This is a genomic window from Shewanella sp. MTB7, from assembly GCF_027571385.1.
Lineage (GTDB): Bacteria > Pseudomonadota > Gammaproteobacteria > Enterobacterales > Shewanellaceae > Shewanella.
Window position 1 is genome coordinate 2,322,235 of the sequence record NZ_CP085636.1, and the last position, 16,843, is coordinate 2,339,077.

16 protein-coding genes are annotated in these 16,843 nt (G+C 41.5%); 13 read left to right on the forward strand and 3 right to left on the reverse strand.

Annotation, left to right across the window (positions count from 1 at the left end; genetic code table 11):
• The first annotated feature begins 102 nt into the window (after positions 1-102).
• From HWQ47_RS09920 to sstT, 4 genes are all read left to right on the forward strand, one after another.
• Positions 103-1,401 carry a DEAD/DEAH box helicase gene (locus HWQ47_RS09920; protein ID WP_269970956.1) on the forward strand — a complete coding sequence of 433 codons (1,299 nt, stop codon included), beginning with the start codon at positions 103-105 and terminating at the stop codon, positions 1,399-1,401.
• Between the two features lie 366 nt (positions 1,402-1,767).
• On the forward strand, positions 1,768-2,238 hold the full coding sequence (locus HWQ47_RS09925; protein ID WP_269970957.1) for a dual specificity protein phosphatase family protein: 471 nt from the start codon (positions 1,768-1,770) through the stop codon (positions 2,236-2,238).
• 336 nt (positions 2,239-2,574) lie between these two features.
• Positions 2,575-3,468 carry a chemotaxis protein CheV gene (locus HWQ47_RS09930; RefSeq protein WP_269970958.1) on the forward strand — a complete coding sequence of 298 codons (894 nt, stop codon included), beginning with the start codon at positions 2,575-2,577 and terminating at the stop codon, positions 3,466-3,468.
• Positions 3,469-3,657: 189 nt separating this feature from the next.
• Positions 3,658-4,887 carry a serine/threonine transporter SstT gene (gene sstT, locus HWQ47_RS09935; RefSeq protein ID WP_269970959.1) on the forward strand — a complete coding sequence of 410 codons (1,230 nt, stop codon included), beginning with the start codon at positions 3,658-3,660 and terminating at the stop codon, positions 4,885-4,887.
• Between the two features lie 87 nt (positions 4,888-4,974).
• Here the strand turns inward: sstT and HWQ47_RS09940 are convergent, their stop codons facing one another.
• Positions 4,975-6,381: a Gfo/Idh/MocA family protein gene (locus tag HWQ47_RS09940; RefSeq protein WP_269970960.1), complete on the reverse strand. Its 1,407-nt coding sequence runs from the start codon at positions 6,379-6,381 to the stop codon at positions 4,975-4,977.
• Between the two features lie 319 nt (positions 6,382-6,700).
• Between HWQ47_RS09940 and HWQ47_RS09945 the strand changes: the two genes are divergently transcribed.
• Entirely contained in the window at positions 6,701-7,102 is a 402-nt protein-coding gene (locus HWQ47_RS09945) for a hypothetical protein (RefSeq protein WP_442802114.1), read from the forward strand.
• A gap of 52 nt (positions 7,103-7,154) precedes the next feature.
• Here the strand turns inward: HWQ47_RS09945 and HWQ47_RS09950 are convergent, their stop codons facing one another.
• Positions 7,155-7,814, reverse strand: a complete 660-nt coding sequence (locus tag HWQ47_RS09950; RefSeq protein ID WP_269970961.1) for an RluA family pseudouridine synthase — start codon at positions 7,812-7,814, stop codon at positions 7,155-7,157.
• 99 nt (positions 7,815-7,913) lie between these two features.
• On the reverse strand, positions 7,914-8,516 hold the full coding sequence (locus HWQ47_RS09955; protein WP_269970962.1) for an acyl carrier protein phosphodiesterase: 603 nt from the start codon (positions 8,514-8,516) through the stop codon (positions 7,914-7,916).
• Positions 8,517-8,680: 164 nt separating this feature from the next.
• On the opposite strand from HWQ47_RS09955, the gene HWQ47_RS09960 reads away from it, so the two are divergent.
• The 8 genes from HWQ47_RS09960 to HWQ47_RS09995 all read left to right on the forward strand — a co-directional run bounded on the left by HWQ47_RS09960 (position 8,681) and on the right by HWQ47_RS09995 (position 16,578).
• Positions 8,681-8,839 (forward strand): hypothetical protein, encoded by a 159-nt coding sequence (locus HWQ47_RS09960; RefSeq protein WP_269970963.1) that lies wholly within the window; start codon positions 8,681-8,683, stop codon positions 8,837-8,839.
• Positions 8,840-8,897: 58 nt separating this feature from the next.
• On the forward strand, positions 8,898-9,935 hold the full coding sequence (gene queA, locus HWQ47_RS09965; protein ID WP_269971717.1) for a tRNA preQ1(34) S-adenosylmethionine ribosyltransferase-isomerase QueA: 1,038 nt from the start codon (positions 8,898-8,900) through the stop codon (positions 9,933-9,935).
• A 175-nt stretch (positions 9,936-10,110) separates the two neighbouring features.
• On the forward strand, positions 10,111-11,244 hold the full coding sequence (gene tgt / locus HWQ47_RS09970; protein WP_269970964.1) for a tRNA guanosine(34) transglycosylase Tgt: 1,134 nt from the start codon (positions 10,111-10,113) through the stop codon (positions 11,242-11,244).
• Between the two features lie 31 nt (positions 11,245-11,275).
• The gene (gene yajC / locus HWQ47_RS09975) at positions 11,276-11,608 is read left to right on the forward strand and encodes a preprotein translocase subunit YajC (protein ID WP_269970965.1); all 333 of its coding nucleotides are present in this window, start codon (positions 11,276-11,278) and stop codon (positions 11,606-11,608) included.
• A gap of 17 nt (positions 11,609-11,625) precedes the next feature.
• A complete protein-coding gene (gene secD, locus HWQ47_RS09980) occupies positions 11,626-13,476 on the forward strand; it encodes a protein translocase subunit SecD (RefSeq protein WP_269970966.1) in 1,851 nt (616 codons plus the stop codon).
• A 12-nt stretch (positions 13,477-13,488) separates the two neighbouring features.
• Positions 13,489-14,436 (forward strand): protein translocase subunit SecF, encoded by a 948-nt coding sequence (gene secF / locus HWQ47_RS09985; protein WP_269970967.1) that lies wholly within the window; start codon positions 13,489-13,491, stop codon positions 14,434-14,436.
• Between the two features lie 1,329 nt (positions 14,437-15,765).
• On the forward strand, positions 15,766-16,350 hold the full coding sequence (locus tag HWQ47_RS09990; protein ID WP_269970968.1) for a hypothetical protein: 585 nt from the start codon (positions 15,766-15,768) through the stop codon (positions 16,348-16,350).
• Between the two features lie 27 nt (positions 16,351-16,377).
• On the forward strand, positions 16,378-16,578 hold the full coding sequence (locus HWQ47_RS09995; RefSeq protein ID WP_269970969.1) for a hypothetical protein: 201 nt from the start codon (positions 16,378-16,380) through the stop codon (positions 16,576-16,578).
• Positions 16,579-16,843: the final 265 nt, after the last annotated feature.

Below are 16,843 nucleotides of genomic sequence, written 5' to 3' on the forward strand. Positions count from 1 at the left end.
CAGACTTACGTCGACTTGGCTTGATCAGCAAAGCCTCGCCAGCGGGATACAACTAGCGTAGAATACGCCTCATATTTTTTTAATGGCCACACCTGTAAATCTATGACCCACGCACTCTCTTGTGAAACAACAAACAGCGCACGCTTTGACGAATTGGGCTTAATCCCCGAACTACTTAAGCGGGTCACCGAACTTGAGTATTCAACGCCCACTCAGATCCAGTCTCAAAGCATCCCTCTGGTACTGAAAGGAAGCGATCTCCTCGCTGGTGCCAATACGGGCTCAGGCAAGACTGCTGCTTTTTCTCTACCCATTTTACAGCATCTACATACTCAAAAAAAGGCTGCTGCAAAAGGGAACTTTGTTCGCGCATTAGTGATAGTGCCAACTCGAGAACTTGCCCAACAGGTGGCTACTAGTTTTAAAAGTTATGCTCAGTGCTTAACGCCAAGAGTTAAAATAGAGGCTGTATTTGGTGGTGTTTCAGCTAACACACAAATGTTAGCACTGCGTGGTGGAGCTGATGTGCTTGTCGCAACGCCTGGACGTTTATTGGATCTGTTATCAAGTAATGCCATTAAGTTATCGCAAGTCACTCACTTAGTGCTCGATGAAGCTGATCGCATGTTAAGCCTTGGCTTTACCGATGAGTTAGGGGAGATCTTAGCCCTACTGCCAAAGCGTAAGCAAACGCTTCTTTTCTCTGCCACCTTTCCCGAAGAGGTAAAAGAGCTTATAGATGCACTGTTATCGTCGCCTGTAGAGATTCAACTGCAGAGTGAAGAGGAAAGTACCTTACGCCAGCAGGTTTATAGGGTAAATAAAAGTCATAAAACGGCATTGTTAGGTCATTTGATTAAAGAGAATGACTGGCGTCAAGTGCTCGTTTTCGCTAGTGCTAAAAATACATGTAATCGTTTAGAGCAAAAACTGGGCAAACTGGGTATTACAGCACAAGTATTCCACAGTGATAAATCCCAAAGTGCAAGAACTCGAGTATTAGAGGAATTTAAACGTGGCGATATCAGTGTGCTAATTGCCACAGACATTGCCGCTCGTGGTATTGATATCGAAAAGCTTCCTGTCGTTATCAATTATGAATTGCCTAGAAGTCCAGTTGATTATATGCACCGCATTGGACGCAGTGGACGTGCTGGTGAAGCAGGCTTAGCCTTATCTTTGATCTCACACCATGAATATCAACATTTTAAGCTGATTGAAAAAAAGAACAAACTCAGTTTGGAATGGGAACAGATAGCCGATTTTGAAGCTGATGAAGAAGCACCTTTAGATTGTCCATCAAGAGAGATTAAAGCGATGGCAGCTCCTGAAGGTATGGGGAAGAAGAAGCGCAAAAAATTACCTAAAGCTAATGCCGAATTGTGGGGCAAAAAGTCCTGATCTAGCATTAAGTGTCCATGTATGACTTTAACGTGAAATTCATTAATCGAGATCACGTTTTATACCCAAGCTATTTGGAAATGCAGGATTCAGTGGGAATTTAATGCGCTTTAGGCAAGATATTGATTGTAGGTAATGGTTGTTCCCTTGGCAAAATCAATAACGCAGGATAAAGCGCATTAAAACCCATCAACGAAGGCTTTGCGCAAGCCCACTTCGTTGTTGTATTAGCTTAAAAGGGAGCAACCATTCTAATACTAATACGCCTAGAATTGAACTCGCGTAAGGCCTCTGAAACGAGCATTTTCAGGTAGTTTGGGTATATAGATTCAATTATTTTTAATTAAATTGTAATAGGTAGTAATAATGCAGCATCTATTTTGGTTAGTCGAAGACAAGATTGCTGGACGCAGTGGGCCTAACAAGGAAGTGTGGGATCTGAATGAAATTAAACGTTCAGGTATTGGAGCTCTACTTTCCGTCAATGGCGGAGAAGATTGTGATTTAGTTGAAATTAAACAGGCTAAGTTAGTTTATGCATGTATACCATTTTCAAGTAATGTACCGCCACAAGAGGATGATTTGAAGATCTGTGTTGAGCAATTGCCAAAGGCATTGGCCTTTATTCGTGATTGTGAAGCGAAAGGGCTACCGGTCTTGATCCATTGTCGCTCGGGTAAGGATAGAACGGCTCTTTTAATGGCCTATTATTTAATGGAAAATGGTGCTGCCCCGCTGCATGCTGTGAGTCAAGTTCGTGCCGTTAGGGATATTGCATTTAGTGCAGAAGGCTGGGACCAATTTGCATTTGATGTGTTGTATGCACTTCAAGATTAAACGTGTTTTGCATAGAGATTGAATATGTTTGTTCGTTTAGGATCTTATTTCATTAGGGTCCTTATTCCTTTCTAGCCATATAAATCTCTAATTTCCCTTAACCTAAAGAAACGCCATTTTCTTGTCTAATATAGTCAAAACCTCTTCAGTTTCTCTTCGCTATTTTATCACTTTTATTGCCGGATACAGGCATAGAATTTGGTCTGTTTCATTACTTAATTTTATATATAATCAAAATCTTAATCTCAATTTAGTATTCTTTTTAAAATCGAAATTTTTTTTCATTATTTTAAGGTTATACTTCTAATATTATAGTCGTCAGAAATTGGTCCCCTAATGAAGAGTAAGGCTACACAATCACAAGGGTTATTACTTTTTCGATTGTCTCACAGACAACTGTTTGCTGTGGGAACGCTAAAAATACGTGAACTTGTACCTTACACTCCACTTCATGCCATCCCCCATTCTCATCCAACGATTTTAGGGGCTGCTACTATTAGGGGCAACACTATTCCTGTTATCGATATGGCTGCAGCGGTTGGATATCAGGGGCTTTCAAAGGAAGAGTTAGTTAAAAGCTATATTGTCATCACTGATTGTCAGCGTATGGTGATAGGCTTTTTGGTGCGAGGTATTGATAAGATCATTGAATGTAATTGGAGAGACATTGAGTCTCCGCCAAACAATTTAGGTTCTAATGCTTATTTGACCGGAGTGACACGTTTTGAAGATGGTTTGGTGCAACTCCTCGATGTTGAACTGTTACTTTCAAAAGTATTCCCAGCGAGCCCTGAGACCAGCCGTCCAATTTTAACCGATGTGCAACGAGAAAAGCTTAAGCCTCTAAGAATACTTCTAGTCGATGATTCTAAAGTGGCACGCAAACAGTTATCTGATGCGCTTGATAGAATTAATATCCCGTATCAGGTCACTTCTGATGGACATGATGCACTATCGATAATGAAAGCCGCCGCTGAAAACCATCAACCAATAGATATGTTAGTCAGTGATATTGAGATGCCTGGATTAGACGGTTATGAACTGGCATTTGAAGTGAAAAACACCCCCGCTTTAGCACAAGCATACATTATACTGCATACATCACTTTCGAGTGAGATCAGCGTGGGTCAAGCTCAACAAGTTGGGGCCAATGAAGCTTTAGAGAAATTTGATGCTCATGAGCTCATAAGTGCCATGCTTCGTGGTGCAGAGAGCAAGGAGGAAAGTTAGAACCATGATATTGAAATGCTATTGATAGGTAATATTGTCGTCTATTTTTAATCTATGACTAGACATCTGTAGCCAGTTTAGTTACAACTTCTGATTAAAGAAAATTAACCTATTCAGTTAGCGTCATTTCCCCGTTATATTAGGGGGGTGATTGTTAATCATCATAAATATAAAGTGACAGGCTACTCCATGAAGCAAAATCAATCTTTATTGGCCAAATTGGCTAATGGCAGCTTAGTGCTGCAGATCCTATTTGGGATTATCGCGGGCATTATTGTTGCCAGTTTCTCTGAAAGCACAGCACAAAATGTGGCGTTTTTAGGTGAGTTATTTGTTGGCGCATTAAAGGCGATAGCACCAATTTTGGTTTTCATCTTAGTCGCGGCATCGATAGCAAACCAAAAGAAAAATGCTAAAACCAATATGCGTCCGATTGTGATCCTATATCTATTTGGTACATTCTCGGCGGCAGTGACAGCTGTATTGATGAGTTTTGCATTTCCTACCACGCTGGTATTGTCACTGGATGCTGCGCAGGCATCACCACCAGAAGGTATTGGTGAGGTTGTTCATACCTTGCTATTCCAGCTTGTTGATAACCCAGTTAATGCGGTAATGACAGGTAACTATATTGGGATTTTGGCTTGGGGTGTTGGTCTTGGTTTAGCCTTACATCATGCAACCGATTCAACTAAGCAAGTTTTTGCAGATGTGAGCCACGGTATCTCTCAAATGGTGCGTTTTATCATTCGCTTAGCACCAATCGGTATTTTTGGTCTGGTGTCTGCAACATTTGCGACTACCGGTTTTGCTGCCATTGCAGGTTACATGCACCTATTGTTAGTACTGTTAGGCGCAATGGCAATTATGGCGTTAATTATTAACCCGGCTATCGTGTACTTTAAAATACGCCGTAACCCATATCCATTAGTGTTCACTTGTATTCGTGAAAGTGGAGTAACTGCCTTCTTTACTCGTTCAAGTGCTGCCAATATCCCAGTCAACATGGCATTGTGTGAAAAGTTGAAGCTGCATGAAGATACTTATTCAGTGTCTATTCCACTGGGTGCGACAATCAACATGGGCGGTGCGGCGATCACTATTACTATCTTAACGTTAGCTGCTGCTAACACCATGGGTATTCAAGTCGATATTTTAACTGCGATTTTATTAAGTGTGGTTGCGGGTGTGTCTGCATGTGGCGCTTCAGGTGTTGCTGGTGGCTCATTACTTTTGATTCCACTAGCTTGTAGCCTATTTGGTATTTCAAACGATGTTGCTATGCAAGTGGTTGCCATTGGCTTTATTATTGGTGTTATCCAAGATTCGGCTGAAACGGGGCTGAACAGTTCAACTGATGTGATATTTACAGCGGCGGCATGTGAAGCGGCAGAACGAAAGGAAAATGCTGGAGCATAAATTGTCATTATAAGTATGAGCAATAAAAAGCCTAACACGGTACTGTGTTAGGCTTTTTATTTCGTAATCGCGAATAAGGGAGCAGTCCTAAGCGCCTATTATGCCAAGTGGTTTGCCGGTCTTCCAGGCGCCGCGAGTGAAGTCTGGAAAAGTGACAGAGTTACTTCTGTTATTGACCGACTCCTCGCTTAAGATATTGACCACTGACCAAGCAGCACCATCATAAACATCCTGATCTAACGCTTCACCATTACGTAAACAGTAAATCATGCGCCATAGCATTAAGAAATCCATACCACCATGACCGCCATTTTTCTCGGCTTCTTGGCCCATTTGTTGCCAAAGCGGGTGATCGTATTTGTCGTACCACCTTGTCATGTTCATATCCCAGCGATGGAAGCTTTCACCGCCATCTTGATCACTTAGGTGAAATGGAGAATGCTCTAATGCTATTCTATTGGGGAAGCCTGCAAATACGCCGTTAGTTCCTTGAATTAAGTTATGGCGGCTATAGGGTCTGGGCGTCGTCGTGTCATGCTGAACCATGATAGTGCGACCGTTTACCGTTTTAATTAAGCTGGTATTCATATCACCATTGATAAATTCGAGTTGATTGCGTTCATGATCAGCGGGGAATTCACGTTGAGCATAAAGCGCTCGCCCAAGAGCTGGTGAGCTCATAGAGGTGAGGTAATCGAAACGATCGCCACGGTTGATGTTCATATATTGAGAGACGGGTCCTAAGCCATGTGTTGGATATAAGTTTCCGTTACGTTTAGTATGCCAATAGGTGCGCCAAGAGCCTGTTTTAGAATCAAGCTCTTTCATCTGCCAACGTAATTCATGTATATAAGCTGCCTCACCGTGGATCAGGTCACCGAAAACACCTTGGCGAACCATGTTTAATACCATCAGTTCATCACGGCCGTAATTAACATTCTCCATCATCATGCAGTTTTTTTGGGTTCGCTCAGCCGTATCAACGATTTGCCAACACTCTTCGACACTCATGGCTAAAGGCACTTCAACAAAGGCATGCTTATCATTTTCCATGGTATCTATGGCCATAGGAGCATGCCATTCCCATGGGGTTGAGATAATGACAATATCGATATCATCACGCTTAAGCATCTCTTGGTAAGCATGTTCACTGCCTGTGTAAGCCGTAGGCTTTGGTCGATCCTGTTCAACCACAAACGCTATTGCTCTATCGAGTACGGTTTGATGCGTATCGCAGATAGCGTTAATTTCGATGCCCTCAAGATGACAAAAGTGCTTCACATGGCCATAGCCACGCTGACCTACACCGATAAACCCCACTCTTACTACGTCTAATTTAGGAGATGTCAGCCCCATGACACTTTTACCATTGTGAGGTTTTGGTGGCATTTTAATTGTATGGGCTGATATGGGTAGAGTTAACCCAGCAGTGACAAGACTTGCTGTTGTGATACCTGCGGCTTTTAAAAATGCACGGCGATTATAGTTCTTCATAGACTTCCTGTAGGGACAAGCTACTGTTAATGTTGATTAATTAAATCAACGAAAGTGACGACAGTTAATTATTTTATGATTATTATTTTACCGATATCATTTATATCAAATTTTAGCGCTCGAGTTTGAGTATTTTCTACTCATCCGATGGGTTAGGTCGTTTGGGTTACTTTGCTAAAAGTGGTGCATATAAAGTGATTTAGATCGCGTTTTTATTTTTCTTTTGCGATACACTTAATTAAATTAACTCTTTATTTTCTTATAAGGCGTAAGCGTTACAGATTATTAGCATCTGTAGCGTTAATGGGGTGAGACAACAATGATGCCAGTGGTTGCAGTCAAACAAGAAAATGCATTTAAAGTCGATAGTAGTGAATTGCTTAAAGTGATTAAAATGTCAGTTGTTGAAAAAAGGCAACGCTTAGGTTGGCAGGCTATCGAGGCTGAAAAGCGTGATATTGTTGGCCGTTGGATAGATGAACGAGATTCTGTAGGAGATAAAATCACGCTTTATCAAGAAAATGATAAGATTTTTTTGGAGACTTGGTACAACGATGGCTGCCACAGTTTAGATGAGATCCAAGCAACATCAACGCCTGAAGGATTAAAGCTTGAGGATGTTGGAGGCAACATTTTTGGTGAATATTTTCTTTTATCAGAGGGACAAACTCTGCAGTTTTGTAATTCCGCCAGCTGTTTTTATACCGCCAAACCAGTTTAATTCTGTTTAATAGCTAGAGCATTGATACTAAAGGCTCTAGCGATTAGATATGTTAATCAGTAAAAGGGTGTTTACTGGTAAAGGTTAACATTTTTCCTGAATAGGGATGAGTGATACTCAGTGCCATCGCATGCAGACAGAGTCTGTGAGACGCCTCGATCAGTTCTTTATCGCCATAAAAGTCATCGCCTAAGATCGGATGCCCTATTGCCAGCATATGCAGCCTAAGTTGATGAGTACGTCCTGTTACTGGGTTTAATTCGACTAAGGTGCTATTTTCTCGGTGTTCAAGCACTTTATAATAGGTTTTAGAGGGTTTTCCATCTTGGGCTATTTTTTGTAAAGGTGGTCGTTCACTATCGGCTTTCATTGCTAATTCGATCACCCCTTCGTTTATTTCAAGGTGTCCTTTAACTTCAGCAATATATGTTTTTTTACTCAATCTATTTTGGAATTGCGTTTTTATATTTGATTCTGCTTTTTTATTGAGCGCAAATACCATGATGCCGGAGGTGGCACAATCAAGTCGGTGAACCAAGATTGCTTCAGGATAACGCTGTAATAAACGGTTTAATGCACAATCAAAGGTATTTTCAGCGCGACCAGGGTTTGAAAGTAAGCCCGAAGGTTTATTAATAATAATAAGATCTCGATCTTTATATCGAATATCTAACCAAGGTATTGAGGGTGGGGTATAAGTGAATATTTGCATGGATTCTCCTGTTGCGAGGTAATTTTAGCAAATATAAGTTCTGATTAATATCCAAAATATGAACCTGTTAGATGTAGCAGGTTCATATTTTGGATTGTTTTAATCGACTGAGAGGTACTCACTTGGGGTCTGTCTAGTCCAGATCCGGCTGTATGCCATTAGTTGGGGATAAAAAGTTCTAAACGCTATTTCTATTTCAATATCTAAGGTTTCGACTGTTTGAGCTGCCCCGCTAAAGATCTCAGGTTTTGAAATTCGTTTAGCCACGGACTCAATGGTTTGATTTAGCCCTTTTCTATTTTTATATGCCATTAGCCAATTTTCGTTACGGATCTTAGCTGCGATTTGTTGTAGACCTTCAGGTAGTTGCTCACACTTATCTATTTCATTATAAGCTCGCGTTGAAAAGGCCTCTAAGCTGTCATTGTGATACTCATCCCAATATTTAGCTAACATATGGTCGAACGCGAGATCAATTAAAATAGGGGCTGCTCTTCTGAGTGTGACTGGAAATTTTTGCAGTAGATCTTTCGTTAATTCATGGTTATCGGTTAACTGGTCTATTTGTCTGTGCAACCAGATCCCTTGTTGAAGATGTTTAGGGAAGTCGGCAATATTACCTTTAGCAAAATCTCCTGCTAAGTTAGCCGCAAGGCTGGTTTTACTATTATCTGCGAGATGGAGATGTGCGAGAAAGTTCATAACTGGTTTGTTAATTTTCTTGTTGAAAATGCTTGATTCACGGTATCATGCGCCTAGATGCTAAGATAGCTTTTGCTCATTTTAATTGTGGAATTAGGTTTGTCTTAAGGATGTGCGTCTTTTAAATTTATTTTCTTATCAAATATCGGTTTATAGGATCAAGGATGATGTGGGACTGGTTTTCTAAAATTTTCACCAAAAAAGAGCCGCTTCAACGTAAGCGTGTAGAGTTTGATATTCCCTTTGAACAATATAGTTATCGAAAGGGAAATTTTGATATAGAAGTCAATGCTGAGAGTAAAGATAATAAAACTGATTGTTGATCTTATCTGCCTCTACCAATAAACTAGCGCACGATTTATGTCAAAGCAGAGACCAACCATGCGCGTTACCGATTTTTCTTTTGAACTTCCCGATGAGCTGATCGCTCGCTATCCTATGCCAGAACGTACTTCGTCTCGTTTATTATCCTTAGAGGGTAGTAGTGGGCTGCTGAGAGATAAACAGTTTATCGATATTTTAGACATGGTTAATCCTGGCGATCTTATGGTGTTTAATAACACGCGTGTTATCCCAGCACGACTTTTTGGTCAAAAGGAAACTGGCGGAAAGCTTGAGGTGCTTGTAGAGCGTATGCTTGATGATAAGCGTATCTTAGCCCATGTCAGAAGTTCTAAGTCGCCTAAGGTCAACTCAAAGATTTGTTTGGATGGTGGTTACCAGATGACCATGCTTGCCCGTCATGATGCGCTGTTTGAACTTGAGCTTAATGAGGAAAAAACCATTCTTGAAGTGTTAGAGGAGGTGGGCCATATGCCTCTTCCTCCCTATATTGACCGTCCTGATGAAGACGCGGATAAAGAGCGTTATCAGACCGTTTATAATCATACTCCTGGCGCAGTGGCAGCGCCAACAGCTGGACTGCATTTCGATGACGAATTGCTAAACAGGTTAAAAGATAAAGGTGTCGATACTGCGTTCGTTACCTTGCATGTGGGTGCTGGTACTTTTCAACCTGTTAAAGTGGATGACATTCTTGATCATAAGATGCATTCAGAGTGGGCTGAAGTTACTCAAGAGGTTGTTGATAAAATCGTTTGTACTAAAGCTAACGGTGGCCGGGTGATTGCCGTGGGGACGACTTCAGTTCGTTCATTAGAGAGTGCCGCTAAGGCAAGTGAAGCTCAACTGCAGGCATTTTGTGGTGACACCGATATCTTTATTTATCCTGGGTATCAGTTCAAAATCATTGATGCCATGGTGACCAATTTCCATCTGCCTGAATCTACCTTAATTATGCTACTGAGTGCTTTTGCTGGTTTCGATGAGGTAAAAAACGCCTATCAACATGCGATTGCTCAAAAATACCGCTTCTTTAGCTATGGTGATGCCATGTTTGTGACTAAAAAAGCGAACTAATAGCAAAATTTGGTTTAAAATACCCACCCACTTTAAGCGGTGGGTTTTTTTTAGCTGCCATTTTAGGGTTAAGGGTTGATCCTCAATAGTTTGGCCTTATCTCCTATGTTTACTTCGGCTCGGTATTGGATACGGGCTTGTATGAGTCAGACTGTTTTTCTGGCAAGGATATAAAATGAAATTTGAATTAGATACAACCGATGGCCGTGCACGTCGCGGACGTTTGATATTTGAACGTGGTACGGTAGAGACGCCGGCATTTATGCCTGTTGGTACTTACGGCACCGTGAAAGGGATGACGCCAGAAGAAGTGCGTGAAACCGGCGCTGATATCCTACTGGGTAATACTTTCCATTTATGGCTTCGTCCTGGTGAGGAGATCATGCGTAAGCATGGTGATCTGCATGATTTTATGAATTGGCAGCGTCCTATTCTTACCGATTCGGGTGGGTTTCAGGTATTTAGCTTAGGCGATATTCGTAAGATCACCGAAGAAGGAGTTCATTTTCGTTCGCCTATCAATGGTGAGAAGATCTTCTTAGACCCTGAAAAGTCTATCCAGATCCAAAACTCATTGGGCAGCGATGTGGTGATGATTTTTGACGAATGTACGCCTTATCCTGCGACAGAAGATGAAGCACGCAAATCGATGCAAATGTCACTGCGTTGGGCTCAACGTTCACGTGATGAGTTTGATAGACTAGAGAATCCAAATTCACTGTTTGGGATTATCCAAGGCGGTGTGTATGAAGATCTTCGTGACGAAAGTCTTAATGGTCTAGTCAATATTGGTTTCGACGGTTATGCCGTTGGTGGTTTGGCAGTCGGTGAGCCGAAAGAAGACATGCACCGTATTCTTGAGCATGTATGTCCTCAGATCCCAAATGACAAACCTAGATATTTGATGGGGGTCGGTAAGCCAGAAGATTTAGTTGAAGGCGTACGACGTGGTGTTGACATGTTTGATTGTGTTATGCCAACTCGTAATGCTCGAAATGGTCATCTGTTTACCAGTGAAGGTGTTATCAAGATACGTAATGCTCGTCATCGTGATGATACAGCAACACTCGATGATAAGTGTGACTGTTATACCTGTAAGAACTACTCACGGGCGTATTTGTACCATTTAGATCGTTGTAATGAAATTTTGGGTGCTCGTTTAAACACCATTCACAACCTAAGGTACTACCAAAGATTGATGGAAGGTTTGCGCGGTGCTATCGAGACAGGTACATTAGAGGCCTTTGTTGAGGACTTCTATACCAGTCAAGGTCGCGAAGTCCCTGAAGTTCCAGAATTAATCGATTAATTTTTACACTGTTAAATAAGAAGAGAACACTATGTTTATATCAAATGCACACGCTGCAGATACTGCAGTTACTGGCGCCGGTGGCACTATGGAACTTGTTTTCATGTTGGTTATATTCGGCCTGATTTTTTACTTCATGATTTTCCGTCCACAATCTAAGCGTGTTAAAGAGCATAAAAGCTTAATGGGTTCATTGAGCAAAGGTGATGAAGTCCTCACTAGTGGTGGCATTTTAGGTAAGATTGCTAAAATTAATGACGAAAATGACTATGTGTTGTTGTCAATTAATGATGCAACTGAAATCACAATCAAGAAGGATTACATAGCGGCCGTATTGCCTAAAGGCTCTATTAAGTCACTTTAAGCTAAGAGGGCGATGGTGTGTTAAATAAATATCCAATGTGGAAGAACCTAATGGTGATAATTATCATCTCTGTGGGTTTTTTCTATGCGATCCCGAATCTCTTTGGGGAAGACTATGCCGTACAGGTTGTGGCTACCCGAGGTGCTGAGGTTACGGCGACGACTCAGTCGACTGTAAACGATATTCTTGCGAGTAAGAATATCACGGTAAAACGCTCTGAGCTTGAAAATGGTCAGTTATTAGTTCGAGTGAGTAATGGCGAACAACAACTGTTAGCGAAAGAAGCGATTGTCGAATCGCTAGGTGATAAATACATCGTCGCCTTGAACTTGGCTCCAGCTACACCAGATTGGCTTGAGTCAATGGGTGGCAGCCCGATGAAGTTAGGTCTGGATCTACGTGGTGGTGTGCATTTCCTTATGGAAGTGGACATGGGCGAAGCAGTTCGAAAGATGACAGAAGCTAAAATGTCAGACTTTAGAACCGATCTACGTGGCGAAAAAATTCGTTATGCAGGGATTCGAAATACACCTAAAGGGATTGAAATTAAGTTCCGTGATGCAGAGAACTTAGGTAAAGCCGAACGTTTTCTAAAGACCCGTGGTAATGACATGGTGTTTAATGATATTTCATCAGGCGACAACTATGCACTTCGGGCTACGCTAAGCGAAGCTTATGTTAAACAGGTAAAAGAGGAAGCCCTACAGCAAAACATCACCACGATCCGTAATCGTGTGAATGAGCTGGGTGTCGCAGAGCCTGTGGTACAACGTCAAGGTGCTGAACGTATAATTGTTGAGCTGCCAGGTGTTCAAGACACAGCTCGCGCTAAAGATATTCTAGGCGCAACGGCATCAATTGAATTCCACATGGTTGATGAGAAAGCCGACGCAGCCGCCGCTGCGAGTGGTCGAATTTCTCCAAGTTCTCAAGTTTATAATCGCCGAAATGGTGGTCAAGTCGTGCTGCAAAAAGCGGTTATGTTGACCGGTGATCATATTCAAGGTGCACAACCAAGTTTTGATGAGTACAGTCGTCCTCAGGTGAGCATTAACTTGGACTCTAAAGGCGGGTCAATCTTTTCAAATGTGACTAAGGACAACATTGGTAAACCAATGGCGACCCTATTCATTGAGTATAAAGATAATGGTGATAGAAATCCTGATGGCAGCATCAAGATGCAGAAGATTGAAGAAGTTATCTCTGTTGCAACCATCCAAGCACGTCTTGGTCGTAACTTCGTTATCACAGGTCTTGAACACGCTGAAGCACAAAATTTAGCGCTACTACTTCGTGCTGGCGCCTTGATTGCCCCGGTGACGATTGTAGAGGAGCGTACGATTGGTCCAAGCCTAGGTAAAGAAAATATCCAGAACGGTGTTCAAGCGATGATCTGGGGTATGGCTGTTGTACTTATCTTTATGCTGATCTACTACCGTGCTTTTGGTCTTATCGCTAACTTAGCGCTAACGGCTAACCTAGTGATGGTTGTTGGTGTTATGTCGATGATCCCAGGCGCTGTGCTTACGCTGCCGGGTATTGCCGGTATGGTGTTGACAGTCGGTATGGCTGTTGATGGTAACGTGCTTATCTACGAGCGTATTCGTGAAGAGTTACGTAACGGTCGTAGTGTTCAGCAAGCTATTCATGAAGGTTATGGCAATGCATTCTCAACCATTGCTGATGCCAACATCACCACCTTTATGACCGCGCTTATCCTGTTTGCTGTTGGTACTGGTGCGGTTAAAGGCTTCGCTGTGACGCTGATGATCGGTATTGCAACGTCTATGTTTACCTCTATCGTGGGAACTCGCTCAATAGTTAATGCTATTTGGGGTGGTAAACGCGTTAAGAAACTTTCTATATAAGGAGGCATGATTATGTATCAGATTTTATCAATAAAAGGCACGATCGACTTCCTTCGCCATGCGCTGCCAATCAGTATTCTATCTCTGGTATTAGTGCTTGGATCGTTAACCTCATTAGCGACGAAAGGCATTAACTGGGGACTGGATTTTACCGGTGGTACCGTTGTTGAGCTTGAGTTCTCATCACCCATCAACTTAGAGCAACTGCGTGTTAAGCTAGCCAGTGTTGAAACTGATGGGGCTGTGGTACAGAACTTTGGTTCTAGCAGAGACATATTGGTTCGTCTTCCTGTTAAAGCGGGTATTGCTACCGATATTCAAGTTGTCCAAGTTATGGATGCCGCAATCACCTTGGATCCACAAGTGATCCAAAAGCGTGTTGAAGTCGTTGGTCCTCAGATAGGTAAAGAACTGGCAGAGCAGGGCGGATTAGCGGTATTGGTTGCGCTTATCTGTATTCTTTTTTATGTTTCCTTCCGGTTCGAATGGCGCTTAGCTGTGGGCGCAGTGGCAGCACTGGCTCACGATGTGATCATCACATTAGGCGTATTCTCACTGTTCCAGTTAGATTTTGATCTGACTGTATTAGCAGGTGTGCTGACAGTGGTAGGTTACTCTCTTAATGATACGATAGTGGTATTCGATCGTATTCGTGAGAACTTCCTCAAGATGCGTAAGAGTACGCCAGAAGAGGTTGTTAACACTTCAATTACTCAAACCATGAGTCGTACCATTATCACGACTGGTACAACTTTGGTTGTGGTTGTTGCGCTATTTCTTAAGGGCGGCACCATGATCCATGGTTTTGCTACTGCATTGCTAATGGGAATATTTGTCGGTACTTTCTCTTCTGTCTATGTTGCGAGTTTCTTGGCGATTAAGCTTGGGATTAACCGCGAACACATGATGCCTGTTGAGATAGAAAAAGAAGGCGCAGATCAAGACACGCTGATGCCTTAAGTTTTAGTATTTGTCTAGCCATTATATGAAGAATATGATGGTTGATATTAGAGATTGAAAAACCACCTTCGGGTGGTTTTTTTATACCTTGAAATCCTGCTGTTCATCAATCTTCGAATGAAGCCTGTAGGTCAGTGGGTATTAGGGAGTGTGTTTAACTACATTGCTACCTATTGCCCGTCGTGGAGGTCAGAGCACAAATGTCGTGAAGGCAGGTCAATTATGTTCCCTACATCATCATGACATGTCCCATATCCCTATAAGGTCAGGATGTACCAAAGTTGTGATCACGGATGCGAAACAAAACCTATGTGCAGTTACTTCTGCGAACCGCCGTAAATCCTTCCATGGAGGCTCGACGATGGCATTCATGCCATCAACGTCCGCAGCCGAATATATGGCCTATCCCGTTTGCAAGACATTTGATATCAATTTTGAGAAGAGTTCATTGCACCCATATATTCGGCCTGTTTATGAGGTTAACCTCTGGCCCTGATGGATATTTGCCTCTACTTTCCTGATCATCTACACGGCTTCTTTAAAGCCCTAGCGGCTGTTAGGTTTTAAGTAGAGCAGTCTGATTGTCTCATCATCAAATCAAGTGTCATAGCAACTTGCTGGTATGTCTTACACTAACTCGGTTCGTTTTACTCTAGGACTAGCTGCTAAGCAAATGTCCTATATTCATCTTCTCTAGCAGGGATAGCCCAGGTCTGTGGTACGGCTGCACAGGCTACCCAAAATGTAAAACTACTTATTGTGACAACAACGGCCAACCAAAATATTAAAATTCCATAACCCTTTGTTGATGATGCTTAAGGCTAGCAAAAATTAATTTAAAATAATTAATATGCTAATCACTCCCGCTACAAGTGAGTATCCCGCTCGAAAGAACCCTGTACATATTGATACGATTCAATTGGTTGCGTTAAGGTATATCTATTGTGAATTATTTGCTTTATAAAGTGTATTGCAACATAAGAATGCACAAAAAGAGTATTTACTAAAAAGGAATTTTAATATGAAGTTACTATCAACATTGTGTTTTATGGCCGCTGTTCCGTTTTCTACATCAGCTCTAGACTCATACCATGTGGAATGCGACAGCTGTGTTACCTAGGCGCAATTTACTCAGGTAGCGAAAGATAACGCAATACATAGAGAACATATCTACTTGAGCGTTATGAACTTTGAAAATTATGAGGTAAAAAAATATAAAGACTCTAAAACTGTATGCATACCCAATGGTAGAGAACCAGATGGTGAAGGTGGTTTTATTTATGACTGTTGGCTTGAAAAAACTTTGACGGCAGACATTCGTTAAATCTAATGAATGCTGAGCTAAATTTATTTACAGATTTAGCCGATACGACTAACGATCTCAACCAAGCAATTTCACAGAGAGCAGTCGAAGTCCCTAAAGAAGTATTACCTAGTGGATTAGATATTGTTTCTCCATCAGACAATGGAGGTAAAGTTATAAGCTACTACGATTCTCTGTCATTATTTGACACCTCAGTTGTTAGTAAATTCTTTATTGCATTGGACGTATTTACTAAAACGATTTCTACCGGCATAACTTTCAGTGCACCTGCTGTTAAATTCACTTTTTCAGATAACACAGTAGCTTATGCTGTTTTTGATTTTATTGATTATGATGGTTTTGCCCATTTAAAGTTCATAAAAATTACAGGTAAGAATGGATTAGTAATTGACTTAAAAAAAGATAATCCATTCACTGATAGTTATGACGTTTCAGGAATGTCACTCACTTCATGGCAATCGCTTCTAACTGCTTTTAAAGCTCATGGGTTAGCTGTGAATATTGCAGATACATCAAGAGTTCCTAAAGGCACCATTACAGTTATTGATTGTTCAAACAGCACTGAAATTGTGTGCAGAAACCCGCTTTAATTGGCAAGAAAATATAAGGTGTTTATTATGACGTTAAGCTCAGGATTATTTGCTATGGTTGTATTGCCATTTATGATTTTAGTTGGCGTGTTGAGTTACTATCTAGGTAAAAGAAAAACAAACACACCAGTGATTGTGGCTATTCTGGGGGCTCTTGGCGGAATATTCCCACCTCTTGGCCTTGTGTACCTCATGCTTTTATCACTTAAAAATGATATTGAAATATAAGTCGAAACAGTAAAAAAGTCCCTTGTTACGAAAGCTTGGGGCTATAACTTTATTAATCATTGACTACCATCAACACCTAAAGTGTCAATCGCCTTTAAATTGCTTATGTTCTAAATGTAATGAACTGCTTTTTGTCTTGAAGTGGCCGTAAAAACATACCTTCAGACTCCACTGAAGAATAATTCTTATCGACCATATCAGTATCGTCTAAATGGGCAACAAAGAAATACCCAAGACACCCACAATTGTTAGAAGAAGAATCCTT